The following is a 21,639-nucleotide window of genomic DNA, read 5'->3' on the forward strand; positions in this document are numbered from 1 at the left end:
CTCTCTTACAACCGAGAGAAATCATTGAAAAGTGCAAGCCCCATTAACAGCACCAGCAAAATCGAGCCAATGCGATAACTAAAGTCTTGAACTCGCTCGGATACCGGCCCGCCTTTTAGCTTTTCAATCGCCAAAAACAGCAGATGACCCCCGTCTAAAACGGGAAGCGGGAACAGGTTGATTATCCCAAGGTTCACGCTAATGAGCGCAAGAAACATGAGATAGTAAATCACCCCGAACTCCGCTGACATCCCAGCCCCCTGAGCTATTGAAATTGGCCCACTGAGGTTGTTCAGTTTCACATCACCGGTTATCAATTTCCCCAACATGTTTACCGTCAGCTTCATCAGTTGCCATGTTTTATCCGTGGCTTCAAGGATGGCGCTGAACGGCCCATACTGGCGTATTGTCTTGTACTCATCTGGCAGCGGGATGACTTTCGGCACAACGCCTGCAAACCCTTCTGCCTTTTTGCCGACCGACTTCGTATCCGGAGTCAGCGTCAGCGAAAGCGGACTGCCCTGCCTTTCAACTTCCAGCGCGAGCGACGTGCCCGGATTATCGCGCACCAGAGTAACAAAGGTCATCCACTCTGTTAATGGTTGACCATCGACTTTAACGATCCTGTCGCCCGCTTGCAAACCTGCTTTGCTGGCAGCCGAGTTTGCCTGTACTTCGGCTAATACCGGCTCAATCTGCGCACCGCGTGGACGAATGCCCAGCGCAGAGACGGGATCTTCTTTGTCTGGCTCGAAACGCCAGTGACGTAAATCGAGCACTTTGTCCTGCCGCTGGTCAGAACCAAACGGCGACACGCTGAATGTTGTCTGCCGATCGCCAATTTTGGCTACCAGCTGCAGACGCACGGCATCCCAATCAGGGGTTTCGATGCCATCAATCGCTTTAAGTTCCATCCCCGGCGTAATTTGCGCACTCGCCGCGATGGAATCAGGCGCAATTTCACCCACAACCGGACGCACGCCAGGCACGCCGATGATAAACACCAGCCAGTAGGCGAAAACAGCAAAGATGAAGTTGGCTACCGGCCCGGCAGCGATGATGGCGGCGCGTTGTCCAACGGTTTTGTTGTTGAATGCGCTGTGTCGTAGCTCAGGGGCGACAGGCTCAACGCGTTCGTCGAGCATCTTAACGTAGCCGCCAAGCGGGATAAGAGCGATGACAAATTCTGTGCCGTGGCGGTCAGTGCGCGTCCAGAGTGATTTACCAAAACCGATGGAAAACCGCTCTACCCGCACACCGCAACGGCGAGCAACCCAGAAATGGCCAAATTCATGCACGGTAATCAGTACACCCAGTGCAACAATGAACGCCGCCAGATTCCAGAGAATGCTCAGCATAAAACCTTCCGTTAAATCGTCCCGAATACCAGTAAAAGCAAGCACGCAAACACTGGAACAGCCGCTGTCAGGCTATCAATGCGATCCAGTATACCGCCATGTCCTGGAATCAGGTGTCCGCTGTCCTTAATCCCTGCTTCACGCTTAAACATACTTTCGGTTAAATCACCGAGTACCGAGGCCAGCGCAGCAAAAATAGAGCACACCAGCAGTATTGACGGTGCCACTTCCAGATTCGCCCAGACGCCATAGCCCCAGGAAATGATTGCTGCCGTAAACAGGCCGCCGATGAATCCTTGCCAGGTTTTGCCCGGAGACACTTTTGGCGCCAGTTTATGTTTGCCAAACAGTTTACCAAACATATAGGCCCCAGAGTCAGCCCCCCAGACGAGAATCATCACATAAAGCAGCCAGATCGCGCCGCTGTAGTGGTTTTCGTCATAGTGCCAGGCGCGCAGTGCGACCATACCCCAGAAAAAAGGAACAATTGTGAGCAGGCCAAAAATAAGACGCAACACTTTTGAATTACGCCAGAATGCCGCGGAACCTGGGTAAAAAAGCACCAGCAGCAGCGCGGCAACCCACCAGCCCAGCGATACCCAAAGGGAACCGGCAACCAGCGGTTGGTGAATATCATGGTGATATTCAGGCAAGGTAAACAGCATCAGGGCCAGGATAAAGCCACAGAGTACCGCCAGCCATACCCGCTGAGTGCGTGAGGTAAAGCCGCTAAACTGACCCCATTCCCACGCGGCGAGCATGCAGACCACCAGCGTCAAAATAGCGAATCCCACCGGGGGCAGTAAAAACAGCGCCGCAATGACAATGGGTATTAATACAAAAGCGGAAATCAGGCGATACTTCAGCAAAAGCTACCCCCATCAGGCTTTGTCGCCACCTGGCTCGGTGCCGCCGAAACGACGCTCTCGATTGGCAAAGGCATGCAGCGCACCTTCAAAGTCTTGTTCATCAAAATCGGGCCAAAGAACATCAGTAAAGTAAAGTTCGGCGTAGGCAATTTGCCACAGCAAAAAGTTACTGATGCGATGTTCTCCCCCTGTCCTAATTACCAAATCCACAGGTGCCAGTTCATTCATGCAGATTTGCTTACTCAGCGCCTCTTCATCAATTTGGTCGGGTCTCAACAGCCCTTCCTGAACCTGTTCGGCCAGATGCCGAACGCCCTGGATAATATCCCAGCGTCCACCGTAATTCGCCGCGATATTGAGCGTCAGACCGGTATTATTTTCAGTCAGCGCTTCTGCTTTACGAATCCGTTCCTGCAAACGTGAGTTAAAACGACTGGTTTCGCCGATAATACGCAGACGGACGTTGTGGCGGTGCAGGCTTTTTACTTCGCTATCGAGCGCCCACACAAACAATTCCATCAACGCGGTCACTTCCTGCGGCGGTCGATTCCAGTTTTCACTGCTAAAAGCATAGAGCGTTAACGCATCAATGCCGTTATTGGCGGCAAAAGAAACGGCGCGGCGAACAGATTTCGCCCCAGCTTTATGCCCAAAGGCTCGTATCTTCCCTTGTCTTTTCGCCCAGCGGCCGTTGCCATCCATAATGATTGCTACATGACGGCAGCCATGAGCTGGCAAGTTTTCGCTTATTGGTTGATTCGCAGACAACATAACGCGTTTTTGGTCCCTGAAAAGGATTTAACGGTACTCAGGAATACTGAAGCCTATACATAAAAAAGCCGTGTCAAACCACGGCTTACCTGACCACGTAAAGTCAAATACCTGCGATCAGGTGGCGCAGACTATATCACTGAAGCCCAACGCTAACAAATAGCACAACCACTAGTGCTTGCTTTATCACCAGCTTGCGAGGCGTGTCACCTGCTTACGTGCAATAACGCGAGCCTGTGCATCCACCGCCAGCACCTCTTCCACGCTTTGTGGTTCGCGCAAATCCATCATCTCCAGTACCGATAAATTCAACGTCGCAATATCGGTAAAGCGGATCTGCTGATTCAGAAATGCCTCAACGGTAATTTCATTAGCTGCATTAAGTGCCGTCGTCGCCGCCTGCCCCTGGTCAAAGGCTTTCATCGCAAGCTTCAGACACGGATAACGATCGTAGTCCGGTTCGCTAAAGGTCAGTGAACTCAGCTTGCAAAAATCGAGCGGTTTCGCCCCGGACTTCACCCGATTCGGCCACGCCATGGCATGCGCGATAGGCGTGCGCATGTCCGGTTCGCCCAGTTGCGCAAGGACGCTGCCATCCTGATAGCGCACCATCGAGTGAATCACCGATTGCGGGTGGATCAGCACTTCCATCTGTTTCGCCGACGCATTGAACAGCCAGCGCGCTTCAATGTATTCCAGACCTTTGTTCATCATGGTGGCGGAGTCAACGGAGATTTTACGCCCCATTGACCAGTTCGGATGACGGCACGCCTGCTCAGGCGTCATTGCGCTCAGTTCAGACAGTGGCGTTTCACGGAACGGGCCACCTGACCCGGTAAGCAAAATCGATACAACGCCATTCTGCTCCAGGTCAGCGTACCCCAGGTTCTGTTGAAAAGGTTGCGGTAAACTCTGAAAAATCGCGTTGTGCTCGCTGTCGACCGGTAAAAGACGCGCCCCGCGCTGCTTCACCGCCTCCATAAAGAGACGTCCGCAGGTCACCAGCGACTCTTTGTTAGCCAGCAGAACCTCTTTACCGGCATCAATAGCGGCAAGCGTCGGTAGCAGCCCTGCAGCCCCGACGATTGCCGCCATGACCTGATCAACCTCATCCAGCGCAGCCATGTCGCAGGCCGCCTGCTGGCCACTCAGGACCTCGGTACGACAGCCTTTCTCACGCAACTGCGCGGTGAGCAGGCGGGCGCTCTCTTCGTCATCCATAACCGCATAGCGAGGCGTAAACTCCAGGCACTGTTCGATCATACGCTGCACATTCTTACCGGCCACCAGCGCGGTCACGGTGTAATGTTCAGGATTATGGCGAACAACGTCGAGAGTGCTGCAACCGATAGAGCCGGTTGAGCCAAGGAGTGTTAAATGCTTCATGAGATGCCCGAAAAAAGTTAGACCAGATAAAAGCAAAACGCCGCCAGCAAGACCCGAAGTCCTTCTGAACGGCGTTTATCAGTGTACGACAGAAATCAGAACTGCATCAGTTCCGCTTCTTTATCTGCCAGCGCCGCATCAATTTTCTTGATCGCAGCATCCGTCATCTTCTGAATGTCGTCCTGAGAACGACGATCGTCATCTTCACTGATCTCTTTTTCTTTCAGCAGCGCTTTGAGTTTATCGTTCGCATCACGACGTACGTTACGCACGGATACGCGACCCTGCTCAGCTTCACCACGAACAACTTTGATCAGGTCTTTACGACGTTCTTCAGTCAGTGGAGGCAGTGGAACGCGAATGTCAGCGCCCGCAGAGCTTGGGTTCAGACCGAGGTCAGACGCCATGATCGCTTTCTCAACCGCTGGGCTCATAGAACGATCGAAGACGTTGATTTTCAGCGTACGGGTATCTTCAACGGTAACACTCGCCAGCTGACGCAGTGGCGTTGGCGTGCCGTAGTATTCTACGATGATGCCATCCAGCAGGCTTGGGGAAGCACGGCCAGTACGGATTTTGCTGATTTGGGTTTTGAACGCTTCTACGCATTTTTCCATGCGTACTTCAGCATCTTTTCTGATTTCGTTAATCACGTTACGAATCCTTGAAAACTTGTCTCAGGCAGACTATCCGCCAGCACAGCGCTACAGGTGTGCTAAGTATAGTCGCGTTTAATTCTGACAACGCCAAAGGCGCGCCCAGGTAAGATACCACTACAAAATAAAGCGGAATCTTACCTGTATTTATCGCCGACGGAAATTATTCCGTGATCAAAGTGCCTTCTTTTTCACCCATGACCACGCGACGCAGTGCGCCAGGTTTGTTCATGTTGAAGACACGGATCGGCAGTTTGTGGTCACGAGCCAGCGTAAAGGCGGCAAGATCCATCACTTTCAGCTCTTTTTCCAGCACTTCGCTGTAGCTCAGCTGATCGTACATGGTGGCAGACGGATCTTTTGCCGGGTCGGCAGTAAACACGCCATCGACTTTGGTCGCTTTCAGAACCACATCGGCTTCGATCTCGATACCGCGCAGGCAGGCAGCGGAATCGGTAGTAAAGAACGGGTTACCCGTACCGGCGGAGAGGATCACCACGCGGTTGTTGCGCAGCAGGCTAATCGCCTCTGCCCAGCTGTAGTTATCGCAGACGCCATTCAATGGGATTGCGGACATCAGGCGGGCGTTCACATAGGCGCGATGAAGCGCATCACGCATTGCCAGGCCATTCATCACGGTTGCCAGCATACCCATGTGGTCGCCCACAACGCGGTTCATCCCCGCTTTCGCCAGACCAGCACCACGGAAAAGGTTGCCACCGCCAATGACCACGCCAACCTGAATACCCAGTTCGACCAGTTCTTTGATTTCCTGTGCCATGCGGTCAAGGATGCTTGCGTCAATACCGAAGCCTTCCGATCCCTGCAGCGCTTCGCCACTCAGCTTAAGCAGAATGCGTTTGTACACGGGTTTTGCATTGGTAGCCATGTTTCTTTCCTGAGACTGTCAACGATTAAGATGGGGGTTAATTCTGGCGACATGATATGTCGCATATCAGCACAGGGATACTGGAGCCTGTCTGATTTCGTGTGACGGGTGACAAAAAGAAGCCGCCCTCAGGCGGCTCCTTTTCAATCATTAAGACTGCTTGGACATTGCAGCAACTTCTGCTGCGAAGTCAGTCTCAACTTTCTCGATGCCTTCGCCCACTTCGAAGCGGATGAAGCCAGTCACGTCAGCGTTGTGCTCTTTCAGCAGCTGAGCAACAGACTTGCTTGGATCCATAACGAATGGCTGGCCAGTCAGAGAAACTTCGCCGGTGAATTTCTTCATGCGGCCTTCAACCATTTTCTCTGCGATTTCTTTTGGCTTACCAGACTGCATCGCGATGTCCAGCTGAACCTGGTACTCTTTCTCTACCACTTCAGCAGACACGTCTTCTGGCTTAACGAATTCTGGTTTGCTTGCAGCGATGTGCATAGCCAGCTGTTTAACCAGCTCTTCATCAGCGCCTTTAGCCGCAACCAGAACACCGATACGTGCACCGTGCTGGTATGAACCCAGAACGTCGCCTTCCAGAGAAGCAACACGACGGATGTTGATGTTCTCACCGATTTTAGCAACCAGAGCAACACGTTCTTCTTCGAACTGTGCTTTCAGAACTTCAACGTCAGTGATTTTGCCCGCAACAGCTGCGTCCAGAACTTTGTTAGCAAATGCCTGGAAACCACCATCTTTAGCAACGAAGTCAGTCTGGCAGTTAACTTCCAGGATGATGCCGTAGTTGCCGTCGATCTTAGTGATGATCACGCCGTCAGCAGCAACGTTGCCTGCTTTTTTAGCTGCTTTGATCGCACCGGATTTACGCATGTTTTCGATTGCCAGCTCGATGTCGCCGTTCGCTTCAGTCAGCGCTTTTTTGCAATCCATCATGCCTGCGCCAGTACGCTCGCGCAGCTCTTTTACCAGGGATGCGGTAATTTCAGCCATTCTTAAATCCTCGGGAGATGTGAACTGCCCGGCCTGAGGCCAAACAGTGTAAATTGAAAAAAGGGGCCGATAATTGGCCCCTATTCATACACGGTACTAATAAGGGGTGAAACCTTATTATTCAGCTTCTACGAAGCTTTCTTCCGCCTGAGAAGCCAGATCCTGGGAACGGCCTTCACGAACGGTAGCAGCTACAGCGCTCAGGTACAGGCTAACAGCACGGATTGCGTCGTCGTTACCCGGGATAACGAAGTCAACACCGTCCGGATCGGAGTTGGTATCAACGATAGCGAATACCGGGATACCCAGGTTGTTAGCTTCTTTGATTGCGATGTGCTCGTGGTCTGCATCGATTACGAACAGCGCGTCTGGCAGGCCGCCCATATCTTTGATACCGCCCAGGCTGTTTTCCAGCTTGTCCAGTTCACGAGTGCGCATCAGCGCTTCTTTCTTAGTCAGCTTGTCGAAAGTACCGTCCTGAGACTGGGTTTCCAGATCTTTCAGGCGCTTGATGGACTGACGAACGGTTTTCCAGTTAGTCAGCATGCCGCCCAACCAGCGATGGTTCACGAAGAACTGATCGCAGCTGTTAGCAGCATCTTTCACAGCTTCGCTTGCAGCGCGCTTAGTACCAACGAACAGAATCTTACCTTTACGGGAAGAGATCTTGTTCAGCTCAGCCAGGGCTTCGTTGAACATTGGTACAGTTTTCTCAAGGTTGATGATGTGAACTTTGTTACGTGCGCCGAAGATGAAAGGCTTCATTTTCGGGTTCCAGTAACGGGTCTGGTGACCGAAGTGAACACCAGCCTTGAGCATGTCGCGCATGGAAACAGTTGCCATGTTTAAAACCTCTATATTAAAAGTTGGGGTTATGCCTCCACGTATCCCATATTACCGACCCCGAAGGGCACCCCGGAATATGTGCCGATACGTGTGTGTTGTTACACAAAGTGAGATTTGTCGCTTCCGTCCAGCCTGTGTATCTGAAATGGATCGGAAGTCCGGCGCGCTTTATACCACAAAACACGACCAGAAACCAACAGTTGTTGGCCGAGTGTGCTGTTAATGATTCTCAATTTGGCACGGGGTGCGCCTGACTGATACCATTAACGACACTTAGACTAGTATTGTCGAAAAAATCGACACTGATGGACAGATTACATGGCTATCTCTATTAAGACACCTGAAGAAATTGCAAAGATGCGCGTCGCCGGTCGTCTGGCCGCAGACGTGCTGGAAATGATCGAGCCGTACGTGAAGCCGGGCGTGAGCACGGGTGAACTGGACCGCATTTGTAACGACTATATCGTCAATGAGCAGCACGCGGTCTCCGCCTGCCTTGGCTACCATGGTTTCCCGAAATCCGTCTGCATTTCGATTAACGAAGTGGTTTGTCACGGTATTCCGGACAACGAAAAACTGCTCAAAGATGGCGACATCGTCAACATCGACGTGACGGTCATTAAAGATGACTACCACGGTGACACCTCTAAGATGTTCATCGTGGGCAAGCCGACGATTCTGGGCGAGCGTCTGTGCAAAGTGACGCAAGAAAGCCTCTACCTGGCGCTGAAAATGGTTAAACCCGGCATTCGCCTGCGCACCATCGGGGCCGCTATCCAGAAATTCGTTGAAGCGGAAGGTTTCTCCGTTGTGCGTGAATACTGCGGCCACGGCATTGGCCGTGTCTTCCACGAAGAGCCACAGGTTCTGCACTATGATGCGGATGACGGCGGCGTGGTACTGCAAAAAGGCATGACCTTCACCATCGAGCCGATGGTTAATGCCGGTGATTACCGCATCCGCACCATGAAAGATGGCTGGACGGTGAAAACCAAAGACAGAAGCTTGTCTGCGCAGTACGAGCATACTATTGTGGTAACAGACAACGGCTGCGAAATTATGACGTTGCGCAAGGATGACACCATCCCGGCGATACTCACGCACGATGAATGATAAAAAAGCCGGCAGATGCCGGCTTTTTTAATGGCTATAGCTTTTTCTTATGGGTGGCGCACGATGAGTAATCTTTTACCCGAACAGTATGCTAACACAGCACTTCCCACCCTACCCGACCAGCCCGATAACCCGGGCGTCTGGCCCCAGCAGGATCTGACCTGCGCCGGTATCAAGGCGCATATGGATGTCTTCCAGCGCTGGCTCGGAAGCGCATTTGATGCCGGTATCTCCGCGGAGCAGCTCATTGAAGCTCGCACCGAGTTTATCGACCAGCTCCTGCAGCGTCTGTGGATTGATTACGGGTTTGGGCAGATCAGTGACGTGGCACTGGTCGCCGTCGGGGGCTATGGCCGCGGTGAGCTTCATCCGCTTTCCGATATCGACTTACTGATTTTAAGCCGCAAAAAGCTGCCGGATGAACAGGCGCAGAAAATTGGCGAACTGCTGACGCTGCTGTGGGATGTGAAGCTTGAAGTGGGCCACAGCGTGCGCACGCTGGAAGAGTGCCTGCTCGAAGGATTATCTGACCTGACCGTCGCCACCAACCTGATTGAAACCCGCCTGTTGATTGGCGACGTCGCGTTGTTCCTGGAGCTGCAAAAACACATTTTCAGCGACGGCTTCTGGCCTTCAGAAAAATTCTTCGCCGCGAAGGTCGAGGAGCAGAATCAGCGTCACCAGCGCTACCATGGCACCAGCTATAACCTGGAGCCGGATATTAAAAGCAGTCCGGGCGGACTGCGCGACATTCACACGCTGCAGTGGGTGGCCCGCCGCCACTTTGGCGCCACCTCAATGGACGAGATGGTTGGCTTCGGCTTTTTAACCGAGGCTGAGCGAAACGAGCTGAATGAGTGTCTGCACCTGCTCTGGCGGATCCGTTTTGCCCTGCATCTCGAGCTTAGCCGCTACGATAACCGTCTGCTGTTTGACCGCCAGCTCAGCGTAGCGCAGCGCCTCAACTACCGCGGTGAAGGTAACGAGCCGGTTGAGCACATGATGAAGGATTTCTTCCGCGTTACCCGTCGCGTCACTGAACTGAACCAGATGCTGCTGCAGCTGTTCGACGAAGCGATCCTGGCCCTGACGGCGGACGAAAAACCGCGGCCGATCGATGATGAATTCCAGCTGCGCGGCACGCTTATCGATCTGCGCGACGAAACGCTGTTTATCCGTGAGCCGGAAGCGATCCTGCGGATGTTCTACACCATGGTTCGCAACAGCACGATCACCGGGATCTACTCCACAACGCTGCGTCATCTGCGCCATGCGCGCCGTCATCTGACGCAGCCACTGTGCTATATCCCGGAAGCCCGATCCCTTTTTCTCAGTATGTTGCGCCATCCGGGGGCCGTCAGCCGTGGGCTTCTGCCGATGCATCGCCACAGCGTGCTGTGGGCCTATATGCCGCAGTGGTCACATATCGTCGGGCAGATGCAGTTCGATCTGTTCCACGCCTACACGGTGGATGAACACACGATCCGCGTCATGCTCAAGCTGGAGAGCTTTGCCAGAGAAGAGACACGCTCACGTCACCCACTGTGCGTCGAACTGTGGCCACGTCTTACCCACCCGGAACTGATCCTGATTGCCGCCCTGTTCCACGACATCGCCAAAGGTCGTGGCGGTGACCACTCGGTGCTCGGCGCACAGGACGTGCTGAAATTTGCCGAACTGCATGGACTGAACTCTCGCGAGACGCAGCTGGTTGCCTGGCTGGTACGCCATCACCTGCTGATGTCCGTCACCGCGCAGCGTCGTGACATTCAGGATCCGGAGGTCATCAAGCAGTTTGCAGAAGAGGTTCAGACGGAAAACCGCCTGCGCTATCTGGTCTGCCTTACGGTAGCCGATATTTGTGCCACCAACGAAACGCTGTGGAACAGCTGGAAGCAAAGCCTGTTGCGCGAGTTGTACTTTGCCACCGAAAAACAGCTGCGCCGCGGGATGCAAAACACCCCGGACATGCGCGAGCGTGTACGCCATCATCAGCTGCAGGCGCTGGCGCTGTTGCGGATGGATAACATTGATGAAGAGGCGCTGCATCAGATTTGGGCGCGCTGTCGTGCCAACTATTTTGTCCGCCACAGCCCAAACCAGCTTGCCTGGCATGCGCGACATCTGCTTCAGCATGATTTATCGCAGCCGATGATCCTCCTCAGTCCGCAGGCCACGCGCGGCGGTACCGAGATCTTTATCTGGAGCCCGGATCGGCCTTATCTGTTTGCTGCGGTTTGTGCCGAACTGGACAGGCGTAATCTGAGCGTTCACGACGCGCAGATTTTCACCACCCGGGACGGCATGGCGATGGACACCTTTATTGTACTGGAGCCAGACGGAAGCCCGCTGTCGTCGGACCGCCATGAAGGGATACGTTTTGGCCTGGAACAGGCGATCACCCAGCGCAGCTGGCAGCCACCGCAGCCGCGTCGTCAGCCGTCGAAATTACGCCACTTTACCGTCGATACCGAGGTCAATTTCCTGCCGACCCACACCGATCGTAAATCGTTCCTGGAGCTGATCGCGCTCGACCAGCCAGGGCTGCTCGCCCGCGTCGGCCAGGTTTTTGCCGATCTGGGAATTTCGCTTCACGGGGCCAGAATTACAACCATTGGCGAACGAGTAGAAGATTTATTTATAATCGCCACCGCCGACCGGCGTGCCCTTAATAATGACCTGCAACTTGAAGTGCAACAACGGTTGACAGCAGCCCTCAATCCAAACGATAAAGGGTGACGTGTTTTTTAGTGAAATGGAAAGAGTAAACAATGCAGCAGTTACAGAACGTTATTGAGTCCGCTTTTGAGCGTCGCGCCGAGATTACTCCGGCAAATGTGGATACCGTTACCCGTGAAGCGGTTAATCAGGTTATTTCTCTGCTGGATTCCGGCGCGCTACGTGTAGCAGAAAAAATCGACGGTCAGTGGGTAACTCATCAATGGCTAAAGAAAGCCGTGCTGCTCTCTTTCCGTATCAATGATAACCAGGTTATCGACGGAGCAGAAAGCCGCTACTTCGATAAAGTCCCTATGAAATTCGCTGACTACGACGAAGCTCGCTTCCAGAAAGAAGGCTTCCGCGTAGTACCGCCAGCGGCCGTACGTCAGGGTGCGTTCATCGCACGTAACACCGTGCTGATGCCCTCCTACGTTAACATCGGTGCTTACGTAGACGAAGGCTCCATGGTGGATACCTGGGCAACCGTCGGCTCCTGCGCGCAGATCGGTAAAAACGTTCACCTGTCCGGCGGCGTGGGTATCGGTGGTGTACTGGAGCCACTGCAGGCTAACCCAACCATCATCGAAGATAACTGCTTCATCGGCGCGCGCTCTGAAGTGGTGGAAGGCGTGATCGTTGAGGAAGGCTCCGTTATCTCGATGGGCGTTTACATCGGTCAGAGCACCCGTATTTACGATCGTGAGACCGGTGAAATTCACTACGGTCGCGTGCCGGCCGGTTCCGTTGTGGTCTCCGGCAACCTGCCGTCAAAAGATGGCAAGTACAGCCTGTACTGTGCGGTTATCGTGAAGAAAGTTGATGCGAAAACCCGCGGTAAGGTGGGCATCAATGAGTTGCTGCGCACCATCGATTAATCGGATATAACAAAAAGCGGGGGCCACCCCGCTTTTTTCATATCTGAGGGTGGCGAAAATAGATTTTTTCGTTAATTATTCAAAGGTTATGTTGAGATCAAGGGTACCGCTATGTACGATAATCTGAAAAGTCTGGGCATTACCAATCCTGATGAAATTGATCGTTACAGCCTTCGCCAGGAAGCTAATAACGACATTCTGAAAATCTATTTTCACAAGGACAAAGGAGAGTTTTTCGCCAAGAGCGTGAAGTTTAAATATCCACGCCAGCGTAAGACCGTCGTCGCTGACGGTGTAGGACAGGGATACAAAGAAGTTCAGGAAATCAGCCCTAATCTGCGCTATGTGATCGATGAACTCGATCAGATCTGTCAGCGCGACCGCACTGAAGTCGATCTCAAACGTAAGATCCTCGACGATCTGCGTCACCTTGAAAGCGTTGTCACCAACAAGATTAGCGAAATCGAAGCGGATCTTGAAAAGCTTACCCGGAAATAAACGCAAAACGGCAATCTTTGATTGCCGTTTTAGTGTTTGCGCCCTCTCCCGTGGAAAGGGATGGCGTAAGGGCATCAGGCCGTATTCCACTCATCTCTGCTCATCGAGCTGTAACGCCACATAAAGCAGCAGCCTGTCGTCAAAGCTCCCCAGATCCAGCCCTGTCAGCTCCGAAATCCGGTTCAGTCGATATTCCAGCGTATTGCGATGTATAAACAACGCTTTCGACGTTGCCAGCGGCTGTACGTTATGACGGAACCACGCCTGCAGCGTCCGACGCAGCAGACCGTTATTGTCCATCGCCTTGAGGCGCGCTAACGGACGTGCCAGCTCATTGGCCTGCCAGCCACCGCGCAGGCTGTCGAGCAGTACCGGGAGCATCAGATCCTGGTAGAAATAACTGCGGCTTTCCGGCATCCGCTGCTTACCCACCATCATGGTGGTGCGGGCAGTACGCCAGGAACGGGCAATACTGCCCGGACCGGTGAAGTAATTGCCCAGCGCGACGCGAAAACGAAGCTGACCATTCTCCTTCATGCGGGCTATCAACTGCTCCACGCGACGACGATGATCTTCTGCATCCCAGCGCCCGAACGCGTTCAGCGCGGGCTTGAGCACCACCATTTCCGTCAGAGAGACAATCGCCACCAGGTTATCGCGTTCCGGTGTCGCCAGCGCATTTTGCAGCTGCTGCAGCTCAGCCATCGCACTGTCGACGCCAAGCTGGCCGCTGTCCACCTCAATTACCGCCACGACGCGCGGCTGATTCAGATCGATTCCCAGGCGCTGCGCCCATTCATTGAGTGCAGGGGTATGCTCATCCGCCTGAATCAGATTCATCACCAGCTCTTCACGCAGACGGCTGTCCTGGGCGAGCAGATGCATCAGGCGCGACTGCTCAAGCATCATCTCCGCCGTCATACAGACCAGTTCGCCATATTTTCGCAGCGACTCCGGCTCGCCGGTCAGGCCGATAACGCCAACAATTTCCCCCTCAAGACGCAGCGGTAAATTGATGCCCTGACGGACACCGTGCAGGTGTTTCGCCACCGCATCGTCGATATCCACCACCCGCCCCTGGGAGAGCACCAGCAGCGCCCCTTCGTGCAATTCCCCAATACGCTCACGATCGCCACTGCCAATAATGCGCCCACGGGCATCCATTACGTTGATATTGGTATCAATGATGCGCATGGTGCGTGCCACAATATCCTGCGCCATTTTGGTATCGAGATGCCAGCCAGCCATGTAACCCTCCTGTGAGCAGAGCTCAAGCATAGGGAAGTTCAGCTACCGCTGCATTGTGCGAATGCACAAAGTGAAAGGGAGAAGTATGGAGTTGTGGAAAAGGTCACAGAAAGGTGAAAAGCCCCTGCTCATCTGAAACAGGGGCCTGAGAGGATTACTGCATCAGCAGGTAAATTGAGGTATCACCACGCTGAATATTCAACGCCAGCACGGAAGGTTTGCTGTCCAGAATTTTGCGCAGTTCAGCAATGTTTTTCACTGGCTGCTGGTTCGCACCCATGATCACATCGCCTTTTTTCAGGCCAATGCGCGCAGCCGGGCTGTTCGCTTTAACGTTGTTCACCACAACGCCTTTGTCCTGACCTTTATTGCTCATCTCGGCGCCTTCAATGCCGCTGAAGATGGTGCTGGAATCAACCTGATTCTGGCTGCTCTGCTGCAGTTCCAGGCTCACGTTAACCGATTTACCGTCACGCAGCAGGCCGAGGGTCACTTTGCTGCCAATCGGCATGGAGCCCACTTCAGCACGCAGCGCGGCAAAGCTGCTGATCGGTTTCCCGTTCAGGGAGGTGATGACATCACCCGCTTTAATGCCCGCTTTCGCCGCGGAGGAGTTCGGCATCACCTGGCTGACAAATGCACCGCGCTGGGCGTCAACTTTCATCGCCTTAGCCAGTTCGGAATTCAGTTCGGTACCCAGAATCCCCAGTTCACCGCGTTTCACCTGGCCATACTGCACCATCTGCGCGGTCAGGTTTTTCACCATGTTACTTGGGATAGCAAAGCCGATCCCGATATTGCCGCCGTCCGGTGCAAGGATCGCGGTGTTGATACCAATCAGCTCACCGTTCAGGTTCACCAGCGCGCCGCCGGAGTTACCCCGGTTGATGGCGGCATCCGTCTGGATGAAGTTTTCATAGTTTTCGGCGTTGAGGCCGCTACGACCCAGCGCGGAAACAATCCCCGAGGTTACGGTTTCACCCAGACCGAACGGGTTACCGATAGCGACGGTATAATCACCGACACGCAGCGCATCGGAGTCGGCAATTTTAATCGCCGTCAGGTTTTTCGGATCCTGAATCTGGATCAGCGCGATATCGGAGCGCGGGTCTTTCCCGACCACTTTGGCATCAAATTTACGCCCGTCGCTCAGCTGAACCTTAATGCTGTTGGCGTTATCAACAACGTGGTTGTTGGTCACGACGTAGCCTTTCGCCGCATCAATAATCACACCCGAGCCAAGCGCCATGAATTTCTGCTGCTGGCCACCCCCCTGGGTGTCATCCCCTGCACCACCGCCCTGACAGAACGGGGAGCTCTGGAATGGCGAACCGTCCTGGCAGAAAGGTGAGTTATCACCAAAGAACTGCTGGAAGTTACGCGGCATACGCGGCGTATTGACGGTTGTGCTGCCCTCAACGTTAATACTCACCACCGATGGCATCACTTTTTCGAGCATCGGTGCCAGGCTTGGCATCTGCTGCGCGGTCGCTGCCGACGATGCGGTCTCAGCTGCAGTAGCAGTCAGAGGAGACAGCGCTAAACCTAAACTCAGAGCCAGTGCACTCATTGCTAATGTGGTTTTTTTCATGTGTCTTAATCTCGATTTACAGATAACGCAAAATTGCTGTGTAACTCAGATTCATTTTATACCGCTTAGTTCCGGCCATAAGTTTATGGAAAAGGTAAAAATTTATTGGCCGTCTTTACAAAACTCCGTGCTTATTCCACCGCCATGAGCTTGCGGTATTCATCCCAGGCATACAAATCTGTCATCCCGCTGATATAGTCCTGGATAAGACGGCAGCGATAATAATATTCCAGCACCGGCCACTGGGGCGACTGACGATCCAGCTTGCCAATGGCTTCGACATAAGCCAGACGGTGGCGGGTTGAGAGTTTCTGATAAAGCCGGGATGCGATCGGTATTCGCCGCACGCGCTCTTTTTCCACCAGCTCGCTGAACTCGTCGACGGATAATTGCAGCAGAGGCCGATAGATTTCGAGTAACCCACTGATAACCCTGTATCCCTGCAGCTCAAGTTGTTCGACATCCGGATGGCTGAAAACATGACGCACGGCCACATTTTTATAGAGCTCAAGAAGCTGGCTAAAGCTGCTGTCATCTTCCAGCAACGCATGGTTGAATTCGCCGCTATAAATTAACGGCAGGTTGTCAATAAAGCGCGAGGCGGCATACGGCACCAGTTTATTTAATGTATTGACCCGTAAATACATAAAGAACTGATCTTCCGTGCTGCGGCTTAATGTATTTGAACGCGATTTCTCCCAGGCATTTTCGACAACCTGAGCAAACAGCGAGCCTTTTTCATGCGTTCCCCAGGCCTCATAAAGATGCTGATAAAGTTCTTCGACGCTGAATATTCTTTTCTCAACGGCGTCTTCCAGGTCGGCAACACAATATGAAATGTCGTCGGCAGCTTCCATAATCCAGGTTAAGGGGAAGCGGCCGTTTGGTGTCAGAGAAAGTTCTTTACGCAGGCGCTCAATATAGGCTTCTTCGGAAAGATAATAGCCCGGCTTTTTCATCAAATAACTGTGCGACGCGGGCGTCTCGCCCATCCACCAGGCCGGTCGCGTATATTTCAGGATGCACCCCACCTGTGCCCAGGTCAGGTTCATACGCATCAGGGAGTGTACCAGCCGGATCCCCTGCGCATTGCCTTCGAAGTGACAGAGGTCGTGACGGACTTTACGCCGCAGGTCGTTCAGCGCGTCTTCACCTTCGCGCAGGCGTAAATCCCGCACCAGGCAGCGGTCATCGCTCAGAGGCTGGCTTACCGCATCAGCAGGATAAAGCCGCTGTTTAAACCAGTCATTTATGGCGGCTTCACCAAAATGACCAAAGGGCGGATTACCGATGTCATGCATCAGGCAGGCCATCTCAACGATGCTCTCAAACGGCCCGGTCAGCTCATTCAGCCCATAGGTTTCGAGGAGCTGCTGCTCTTTGAGACGGCTTAAGATCTCTTTGGCAATGTAGCGGCCAACCTGCTGAACTTCCATAGAATGCGTTAAGCGCGTGCGCACCGCAGCGTTACGTTCAAGCGGAAACACCTGGGTTTTTTGCTGTAAACGACGGATTGCCGGCGAGTTTATGATCCGCCCACGATCGCTTTCGAAGATACGCAGGATCTCATGCTCGCTCTTGTCGCCCTGCGGCGAACGGAAACGTCGGTGCCAGTTAATTTTGGTGCGAAAATCGATTGGTGACATGTGCTCCCCCGCGTGAGAATGCGTTTCCTCTTAACCGCATGATAGACTATGCATCTTAACAAGGCACATCGCGAGTAAATCTATGAAAATCGGCATTATTGGTGCAATGGAAGAAGAAGTTACGCTGCTGCGTGACAAAATTGAGAACCGTCAGACTCTCTCCCTCGGTGGCTGTGAGATCTACACCGGCCAGTTGAATGGCGTTGACGTCGCTCTGCTGAAATCAGGCATCGGTAAGGTTGCTGCTGCGCTGGGCGCGACCCTGCTGCTCGAACGCTGCAAGCCGGACGTTATCATTAACACCGGTTCTGCAGGCGGCCTGGCGTCGACGCTGAAAGTGGGTGATATCGTTGTTTCCGATGAAGCGCGTTACCACGATGCAGACGTTACCGCATTCGGCTACGAATACGGTCAGCTTCCGGGTTGCCCGGCCGGGTTTAAAGCCGATGACAAACTGATTGCGGCGGCTGAAAGCTGCATCGCTGAGCTGAACCTCAACGCGGTACGCGGCCTGATCGTCAGCGGTGATGCGTTCATCAATGGCTCCGTCGGCCTGGCGAAAATTCGTCATAACTTCCCTCAGGCCGTTGCCGTTGAGATGGAAGCGACCGCCATTGCTCACGTTTGCCATAACTTCAACGTTCCGTTCGTGGTGGTCCGCGCCATCTCCGACGTGGCTGACCAGCAGTCTCATATCAGCTTCGACGAGTTCCTGACCGTTGCGGCAAAACAGTCCACCGTGATGGTGGAGCGCCTGGTGCAGAAACTGGCTCGTGGGTAACCCATACATCAGGGCGCTGGTCGCCCTGCTTTTTCTCGCACCGGCATGGCTATTTGCCGCGCCGCGTGTGATTACGCTCTCTCCGGCAAACACCGAACTGGCCTTTGCCGCCGGGATCACGCCTGTCGGCGTGAGCAGCTTTTCGGATTACCCTCCGCAAGCGGCCCATATTGAACAGGTGGCAACCTGGCAAGGGATGAACATTGAGCGCATCGTGGCGCTTAAACCCGATCTCGTGCTCGCCTGGCGCGGCGGTAACGCCGAGCGGCAGGTCAACCAGCTCTCCTCGCTTGGGATCAAGGTGATGTGGATTGATGCGGTGAGCATTGAGCAGGTCGCTCAGGCACTGCGTTCTCTGGCCCCCTACAGCCCTACCCCAGCAAAAGCCGAGAATGCCGCGAAACAGATGCTCAGCGACTATGCCGCGCTGAAATCCCGCTACGATACCCCCGTCAAAAAACGCATCTTCCTGCAGTTTGGCAGCCAGCCGCTGTTCACCACCGGGAAAGGATCCATTCAGAATCAGGTGCTGGAAATCTGCGGCGGTGAAAACATCTTTGCAGCCAGCCGGGTGCCGTGGCCTCAGGTCAGCCGGGAACAGGTGCTCGCACGCCAGCCACAGGCCATCGTGGTGGTCGGAAATGCGAGCGAGATTCCTAAAATTGAACAATTCTGGCAACGTCAGCTAAAAATACCGGTGATCCCCCTCACCAGTGACTGGTTTGAACGCGCCAGCCCGCGTATTATCCTCGCCGCAAAACAGCTCTGTGCCGCGCTGGCAGAGAGTCACTAACAACATACCCCGCTCGAGGATTTAACGATGCTCGTTTATTGGCTGGATATTCTTGGCACAGCCGTTTTTGCTATCTCCGGCGTTTTACTCGCCGGAAAACTGCGCATGGATCCGTTTGGCGTGCTGGTGCTGGGCGTGGTCACCGCCGTGGGTGGCGGGACGATACGTGATATGGCCCTGGCGAATGGCCCGGTATTTTGGGTAAAAGATCCAACCGATCTGGTGGTGGCGATGGTCACCTGTCTGTTGACCATTGTGTTGGTTCGCCAACCCCGCCGGTTACCGAAATGGATACTCCCGGTACTGGATGCCGTCGGTCTGGCCGTCTTTGTGGGCATCGGGGTCAACAAAGCCTTCAATGCGGGAACGGGCCCGATGGTGGCCATCTGCATGGGCGTGTTAACCGGGGTCGGCGGCGGGATTATTCGCGACATTCTGGCGCGTGAAGTTCCCATGATCCTGCGTACCGAAATCTATGCCACGGCGTGTATTATTGGTGGGATTGTTCACGCGACGGCGTATTACACCTTTGCGATGCCGCTAGAAAATGCAGCCATGCTGGGTATGGTGGTCACGCTGGGGATACGGTTAGCGGCGATACGCTGGCATCTGAAGCTGCCGACGTTTGCGCTGGATGATAATGCACGATAAGCGTTGTTTATAAGCCCGGTGGCGCTACGCTTACCGGGCTTACGACTGCATCCCTGTCAGATGCTGAACGAAGAGCCACATCCACAGGTACTTGTCGCGTTCGGGTTAGTCACAACGAAGCGCGAACCTTCCAGGCCTTCAGTGTAATCCACCGAACCACCCACCAGGTACTGCAGGCTCATCGGGTCAACCACCAGCGCAACGCCCTGCTTCTCGATAGTCATATCGCCGTCGTTGACCTGATCGTCAAAGGTAAAACCATACTGGAAGCCGCTGCAGCCGCCACCGGTAATATAGACACGCAGTTTCAGATCCGGATTGTCCTCGTCGGCAATCAGGGTTTTCACTTTGTTGGCTGCTGCTTCGGTAAATTCCAGCGGCAACGCTACGTCATCACTCATCTTATGCTCCCATGAATACTGCTACTGCTATTGGGTAAAATTCACCCAATTCTTTATGTCATTATCTAATACCCTGGTAATTCATTCAAGTATTCTGCGTCGGGGCCCGCTCGGCCTCTTGTTTTGCCAGGGTACGAGCAAGAATGGTGGAGTATAGCGGTTTTCCACCCAGGAATTGGGCTAATAGTGTCGCGCCGAGACAGGTAATGATCATTGGCAAAATGAGCTGGTAATTATCCGTCATCTCCAGAACCAGCACGATGCCGGTCAACGGCGCGCGCAGAGACGCCGCCAGCAGCGCGCCCATTCCGGCAATAGCAAAGGTCCCGGCGTCCAGATGATAGGCCGGAAATCCGGCAGCAGCGACCATGCCAAACGCGGTTCCCAGAAGCGTACCCAGCGCCAGCATCGGGGCAAAAATACCGCCAGGCGCACCGGAGGAGAAGCACAATACGGTGGTAATCACCCGCGAAATAAACATGAACAGCAACAGACCAATGCTGAAATTACCCGCCGCGGCAATCGGTATCAGGCCGAAGCCACCGCCTGCGGCATTGGGCTCAATGAAGCCGAGCACGCCACAGGCACCGCCCAGCAGTCCGCCGATCAATACCCAGCGGGTGGTATTCCCACCGTGAATGCGCTGGAACATATCCTGAGCGCGTAAGATAAGCGTGTTAAACAGCGGGCCGACCACGCCAAAAATCATGCCGAGGATCAGGTACAGCCACAGCGTATTCACTGGCGCATTGGTCAGTTTCCCCACCTCAATCACCGCACCTTCGCCATTAAAAATGCGAAAGACAATGCTCGACATAATGACGCCGGTGAATACCGCTTTTATCGAGATAAGGTTGTAGCGAAACTGTGCCCGCATCTCTTCAATAATGAACAGGATCCCCGCCAGCGGTGCGTTGAACGCCGCCGAAAGGCCGGCCGCCGCCCCCGTTGCCAGCAGCGTATGTCGCGCCTCCGCGCTGCGCATGCGAAACAGATCGCCGACCATGCGCCCAACGTTTCCACCCAGCTGCACCGTTGGTCCTTCGCGCCCGAGCACCATGCCTGCCCCGAGCGTTCCCATGCCACCGATAAATTTTACCGGGATGACGCGCCACCAGCGAACCGGCCTCAGCTCTTCCAGTGCGCCTTCTATTTCAGGGATCCCGGAACCGCCCGCTTCCGGCGCAAATTTACGGACCAGGAAATAGCCCACCATGGCAAACAGCGCAGATAAGCCAAAGGCCCACACCCATACCCATCCACCGCTATAGGCAAAACCCGCCACGGTTCCAATTCGCCAGTTCATTATCGCGTTAACCGCTTTTTCGAAGGCGATACCCACCAGCCCGGCAACTGCGCCGACCACGGCAGCAGCCAGCAGGATAGCCAGCGGCGTTTTATCACGATTAAGCAAGCGCCGGATGCTGATACGGTGCTGCGCACGTCTGAACTGCTGTTCAGTATAAGAATGAGTGTCTGCTTTCATTACCGTTTCTTTTCGTCATACAAATAACCGCAGGGATTTTACCAGAGTGCGTAATATC

At 53.9% G+C, this 21,639-nt stretch carries 20 protein-coding genes; 7 read left to right on the forward strand and 13 right to left on the reverse strand.

Features of this window, described 5'->3' with window-relative positions:
• Nucleotides 1-5: 5 nt before the first annotated feature.
• The 8 genes from rseP to rpsB form a co-directional block, all read right to left on the reverse strand.
• Nucleotides 6-1,358 carry a sigma E protease regulator RseP gene (rseP, locus tag AC2FAP_RS13585; protein WP_020882618.1) on the reverse strand — a complete coding sequence of 451 codons (1,353 nt, stop codon included), beginning with the start codon at nucleotides 1,356-1,358 and terminating at the stop codon, nucleotides 6-8.
• Nucleotides 1,359-1,369: 11 nt separating this feature from the next.
• Nucleotides 1,370-2,227: a phosphatidate cytidylyltransferase gene (gene cdsA / locus AC2FAP_RS13590; protein WP_032679640.1), complete on the reverse strand. Its 858-nt coding sequence runs from the start codon at nucleotides 2,225-2,227 to the stop codon at nucleotides 1,370-1,372.
• Between the two features lie 12 nt (nucleotides 2,228-2,239).
• Entirely contained in the window at nucleotides 2,240-2,998 is a 759-nt protein-coding gene (gene ispU / locus AC2FAP_RS13595) for a (2E,6E)-farnesyl-diphosphate-specific ditrans,polycis-undecaprenyl-diphosphate synthase (protein WP_014168704.1), read from the reverse strand.
• Between the two features lie 186 nt (nucleotides 2,999-3,184).
• Nucleotides 3,185-4,384 carry a 1-deoxy-D-xylulose-5-phosphate reductoisomerase gene (gene ispC / locus AC2FAP_RS13600; RefSeq protein ID WP_020882617.1) on the reverse strand — a complete coding sequence of 400 codons (1,200 nt, stop codon included), beginning with the start codon at nucleotides 4,382-4,384 and terminating at the stop codon, nucleotides 3,185-3,187.
• 95 nt (nucleotides 4,385-4,479) lie between these two features.
• Nucleotides 4,480-5,037, reverse strand: a complete 558-nt coding sequence (frr, locus tag AC2FAP_RS13605; RefSeq protein ID WP_014168702.1) for a ribosome recycling factor — start codon at nucleotides 5,035-5,037, stop codon at nucleotides 4,480-4,482.
• Nucleotides 5,038-5,203: 166 nt separating this feature from the next.
• Nucleotides 5,204-5,929 carry a UMP kinase gene (pyrH, locus tag AC2FAP_RS13610; RefSeq protein ID WP_003856194.1) on the reverse strand — a complete coding sequence of 242 codons (726 nt, stop codon included), beginning with the start codon at nucleotides 5,927-5,929 and terminating at the stop codon, nucleotides 5,204-5,206.
• A 150-nt stretch (nucleotides 5,930-6,079) separates the two neighbouring features.
• On the reverse strand, nucleotides 6,080-6,931 hold the full coding sequence (tsf, locus tag AC2FAP_RS13615) for a translation elongation factor Ts (protein WP_008501911.1): 852 nt from the start codon (nucleotides 6,929-6,931) through the stop codon (nucleotides 6,080-6,082).
• Between the two features lie 117 nt (nucleotides 6,932-7,048).
• Nucleotides 7,049-7,774 carry a 30S ribosomal protein S2 gene (gene rpsB, locus AC2FAP_RS13620; protein ID WP_003856207.1) on the reverse strand — a complete coding sequence of 242 codons (726 nt, stop codon included), beginning with the start codon at nucleotides 7,772-7,774 and terminating at the stop codon, nucleotides 7,049-7,051.
• 321 nt (nucleotides 7,775-8,095) lie between these two features.
• Here rpsB and map point away from each other — a divergent pair, with 321 nt between their 5' ends.
• The 4 genes from map to AC2FAP_RS13640 all read left to right on the forward strand — a co-directional run bounded on the left by map (nucleotide 8,096) and on the right by AC2FAP_RS13640 (nucleotide 12,984).
• Nucleotides 8,096-8,890: a type I methionyl aminopeptidase gene (gene map / locus AC2FAP_RS13625; RefSeq protein WP_020882616.1), complete on the forward strand. Its 795-nt coding sequence runs from the start codon at nucleotides 8,096-8,098 to the stop codon at nucleotides 8,888-8,890.
• A gap of 63 nt (nucleotides 8,891-8,953) precedes the next feature.
• Entirely contained in the window at nucleotides 8,954-11,629 is a 2,676-nt protein-coding gene (gene glnD / locus AC2FAP_RS13630) for a bifunctional uridylyltransferase/uridylyl-removing protein GlnD (protein WP_020882615.1), read from the forward strand.
• A gap of 32 nt (nucleotides 11,630-11,661) precedes the next feature.
• Entirely contained in the window at nucleotides 11,662-12,486 is an 825-nt protein-coding gene (gene dapD, locus AC2FAP_RS13635; protein ID WP_020882614.1) for a 2,3,4,5-tetrahydropyridine-2,6-dicarboxylate N-succinyltransferase, read from the forward strand.
• A 111-nt stretch (nucleotides 12,487-12,597) separates the two neighbouring features.
• Nucleotides 12,598-12,984: a DUF3461 family protein gene (locus AC2FAP_RS13640; RefSeq protein WP_014168696.1), complete on the forward strand. Its 387-nt coding sequence runs from the start codon at nucleotides 12,598-12,600 to the stop codon at nucleotides 12,982-12,984.
• A 90-nt stretch (nucleotides 12,985-13,074) separates the two neighbouring features.
• On the opposite strand, the gene cdaR is transcribed toward AC2FAP_RS13640, so the two are convergent.
• The 3 genes from cdaR to dgt form a co-directional block, all read right to left on the reverse strand.
• Nucleotides 13,075-14,232: a DNA-binding transcriptional regulator CdaR gene (gene cdaR, locus AC2FAP_RS13645; RefSeq protein ID WP_020882613.1), complete on the reverse strand. Its 1,158-nt coding sequence runs from the start codon at nucleotides 14,230-14,232 to the stop codon at nucleotides 13,075-13,077.
• Between the two features lie 154 nt (nucleotides 14,233-14,386).
• Nucleotides 14,387-15,823, reverse strand: coding sequence for a serine endoprotease DegP (degP, locus tag AC2FAP_RS13650; RefSeq protein ID WP_333193265.1), 1,437 nt, complete (start codon nucleotides 15,821-15,823; stop codon nucleotides 14,387-14,389).
• 131 nt (nucleotides 15,824-15,954) lie between these two features.
• Entirely contained in the window at nucleotides 15,955-17,469 is a 1,515-nt protein-coding gene (gene dgt, locus AC2FAP_RS13655) for a dGTPase (protein ID WP_449541879.1), read from the reverse strand.
• Between the two features lie 82 nt (nucleotides 17,470-17,551).
• On the opposite strand from dgt, the gene mtnN reads away from it, so the two are divergent.
• The 3 genes from mtnN to AC2FAP_RS13670 are packed head-to-tail and all read left to right on the forward strand — an operon-like array spanning nucleotide 17,552 to nucleotide 19,694.
• Nucleotides 17,552-18,250: a 5'-methylthioadenosine/S-adenosylhomocysteine nucleosidase gene (gene mtnN / locus AC2FAP_RS13660; protein WP_014168692.1), complete on the forward strand. Its 699-nt coding sequence runs from the start codon at nucleotides 17,552-17,554 to the stop codon at nucleotides 18,248-18,250.
• Nucleotides 18,243-19,043 carry a vitamin B12 ABC transporter substrate-binding protein BtuF gene (gene btuF / locus AC2FAP_RS13665; protein WP_025205196.1) on the forward strand — a complete coding sequence of 267 codons (801 nt, stop codon included), beginning with the start codon at nucleotides 18,243-18,245 and terminating at the stop codon, nucleotides 19,041-19,043. Before mtnN ends, btuF begins: the two co-directional genes overlap by 8 nt.
• Before the next feature lie 27 nt (nucleotides 19,044-19,070).
• Nucleotides 19,071-19,694 (forward strand): TRIC cation channel family protein, encoded by a 624-nt coding sequence (locus tag AC2FAP_RS13670; protein WP_014168690.1) that lies wholly within the window; start codon nucleotides 19,071-19,073, stop codon nucleotides 19,692-19,694.
• 56 nt (nucleotides 19,695-19,750) lie between these two features.
• On the opposite strand, the gene erpA is transcribed toward AC2FAP_RS13670, so the two are convergent.
• Together erpA and clcA are read right to left on the reverse strand one after the other, a co-directional pair.
• Nucleotides 19,751-20,095: an iron-sulfur cluster insertion protein ErpA gene (erpA, locus tag AC2FAP_RS13675; protein ID WP_013095643.1), complete on the reverse strand. Its 345-nt coding sequence runs from the start codon at nucleotides 20,093-20,095 to the stop codon at nucleotides 19,751-19,753.
• An 85-nt stretch (nucleotides 20,096-20,180) separates the two neighbouring features.
• Nucleotides 20,181-21,581, reverse strand: coding sequence for a H(+)/Cl(-) exchange transporter ClcA (clcA, locus tag AC2FAP_RS13680; RefSeq protein WP_025205197.1), 1,401 nt, complete (start codon nucleotides 21,579-21,581; stop codon nucleotides 20,181-20,183).
• Nucleotides 21,582-21,639 lie beyond the last annotated feature (58 nt).

The organism is Enterobacter cloacae complex sp. 394I7 (assembly GCF_057320345.1).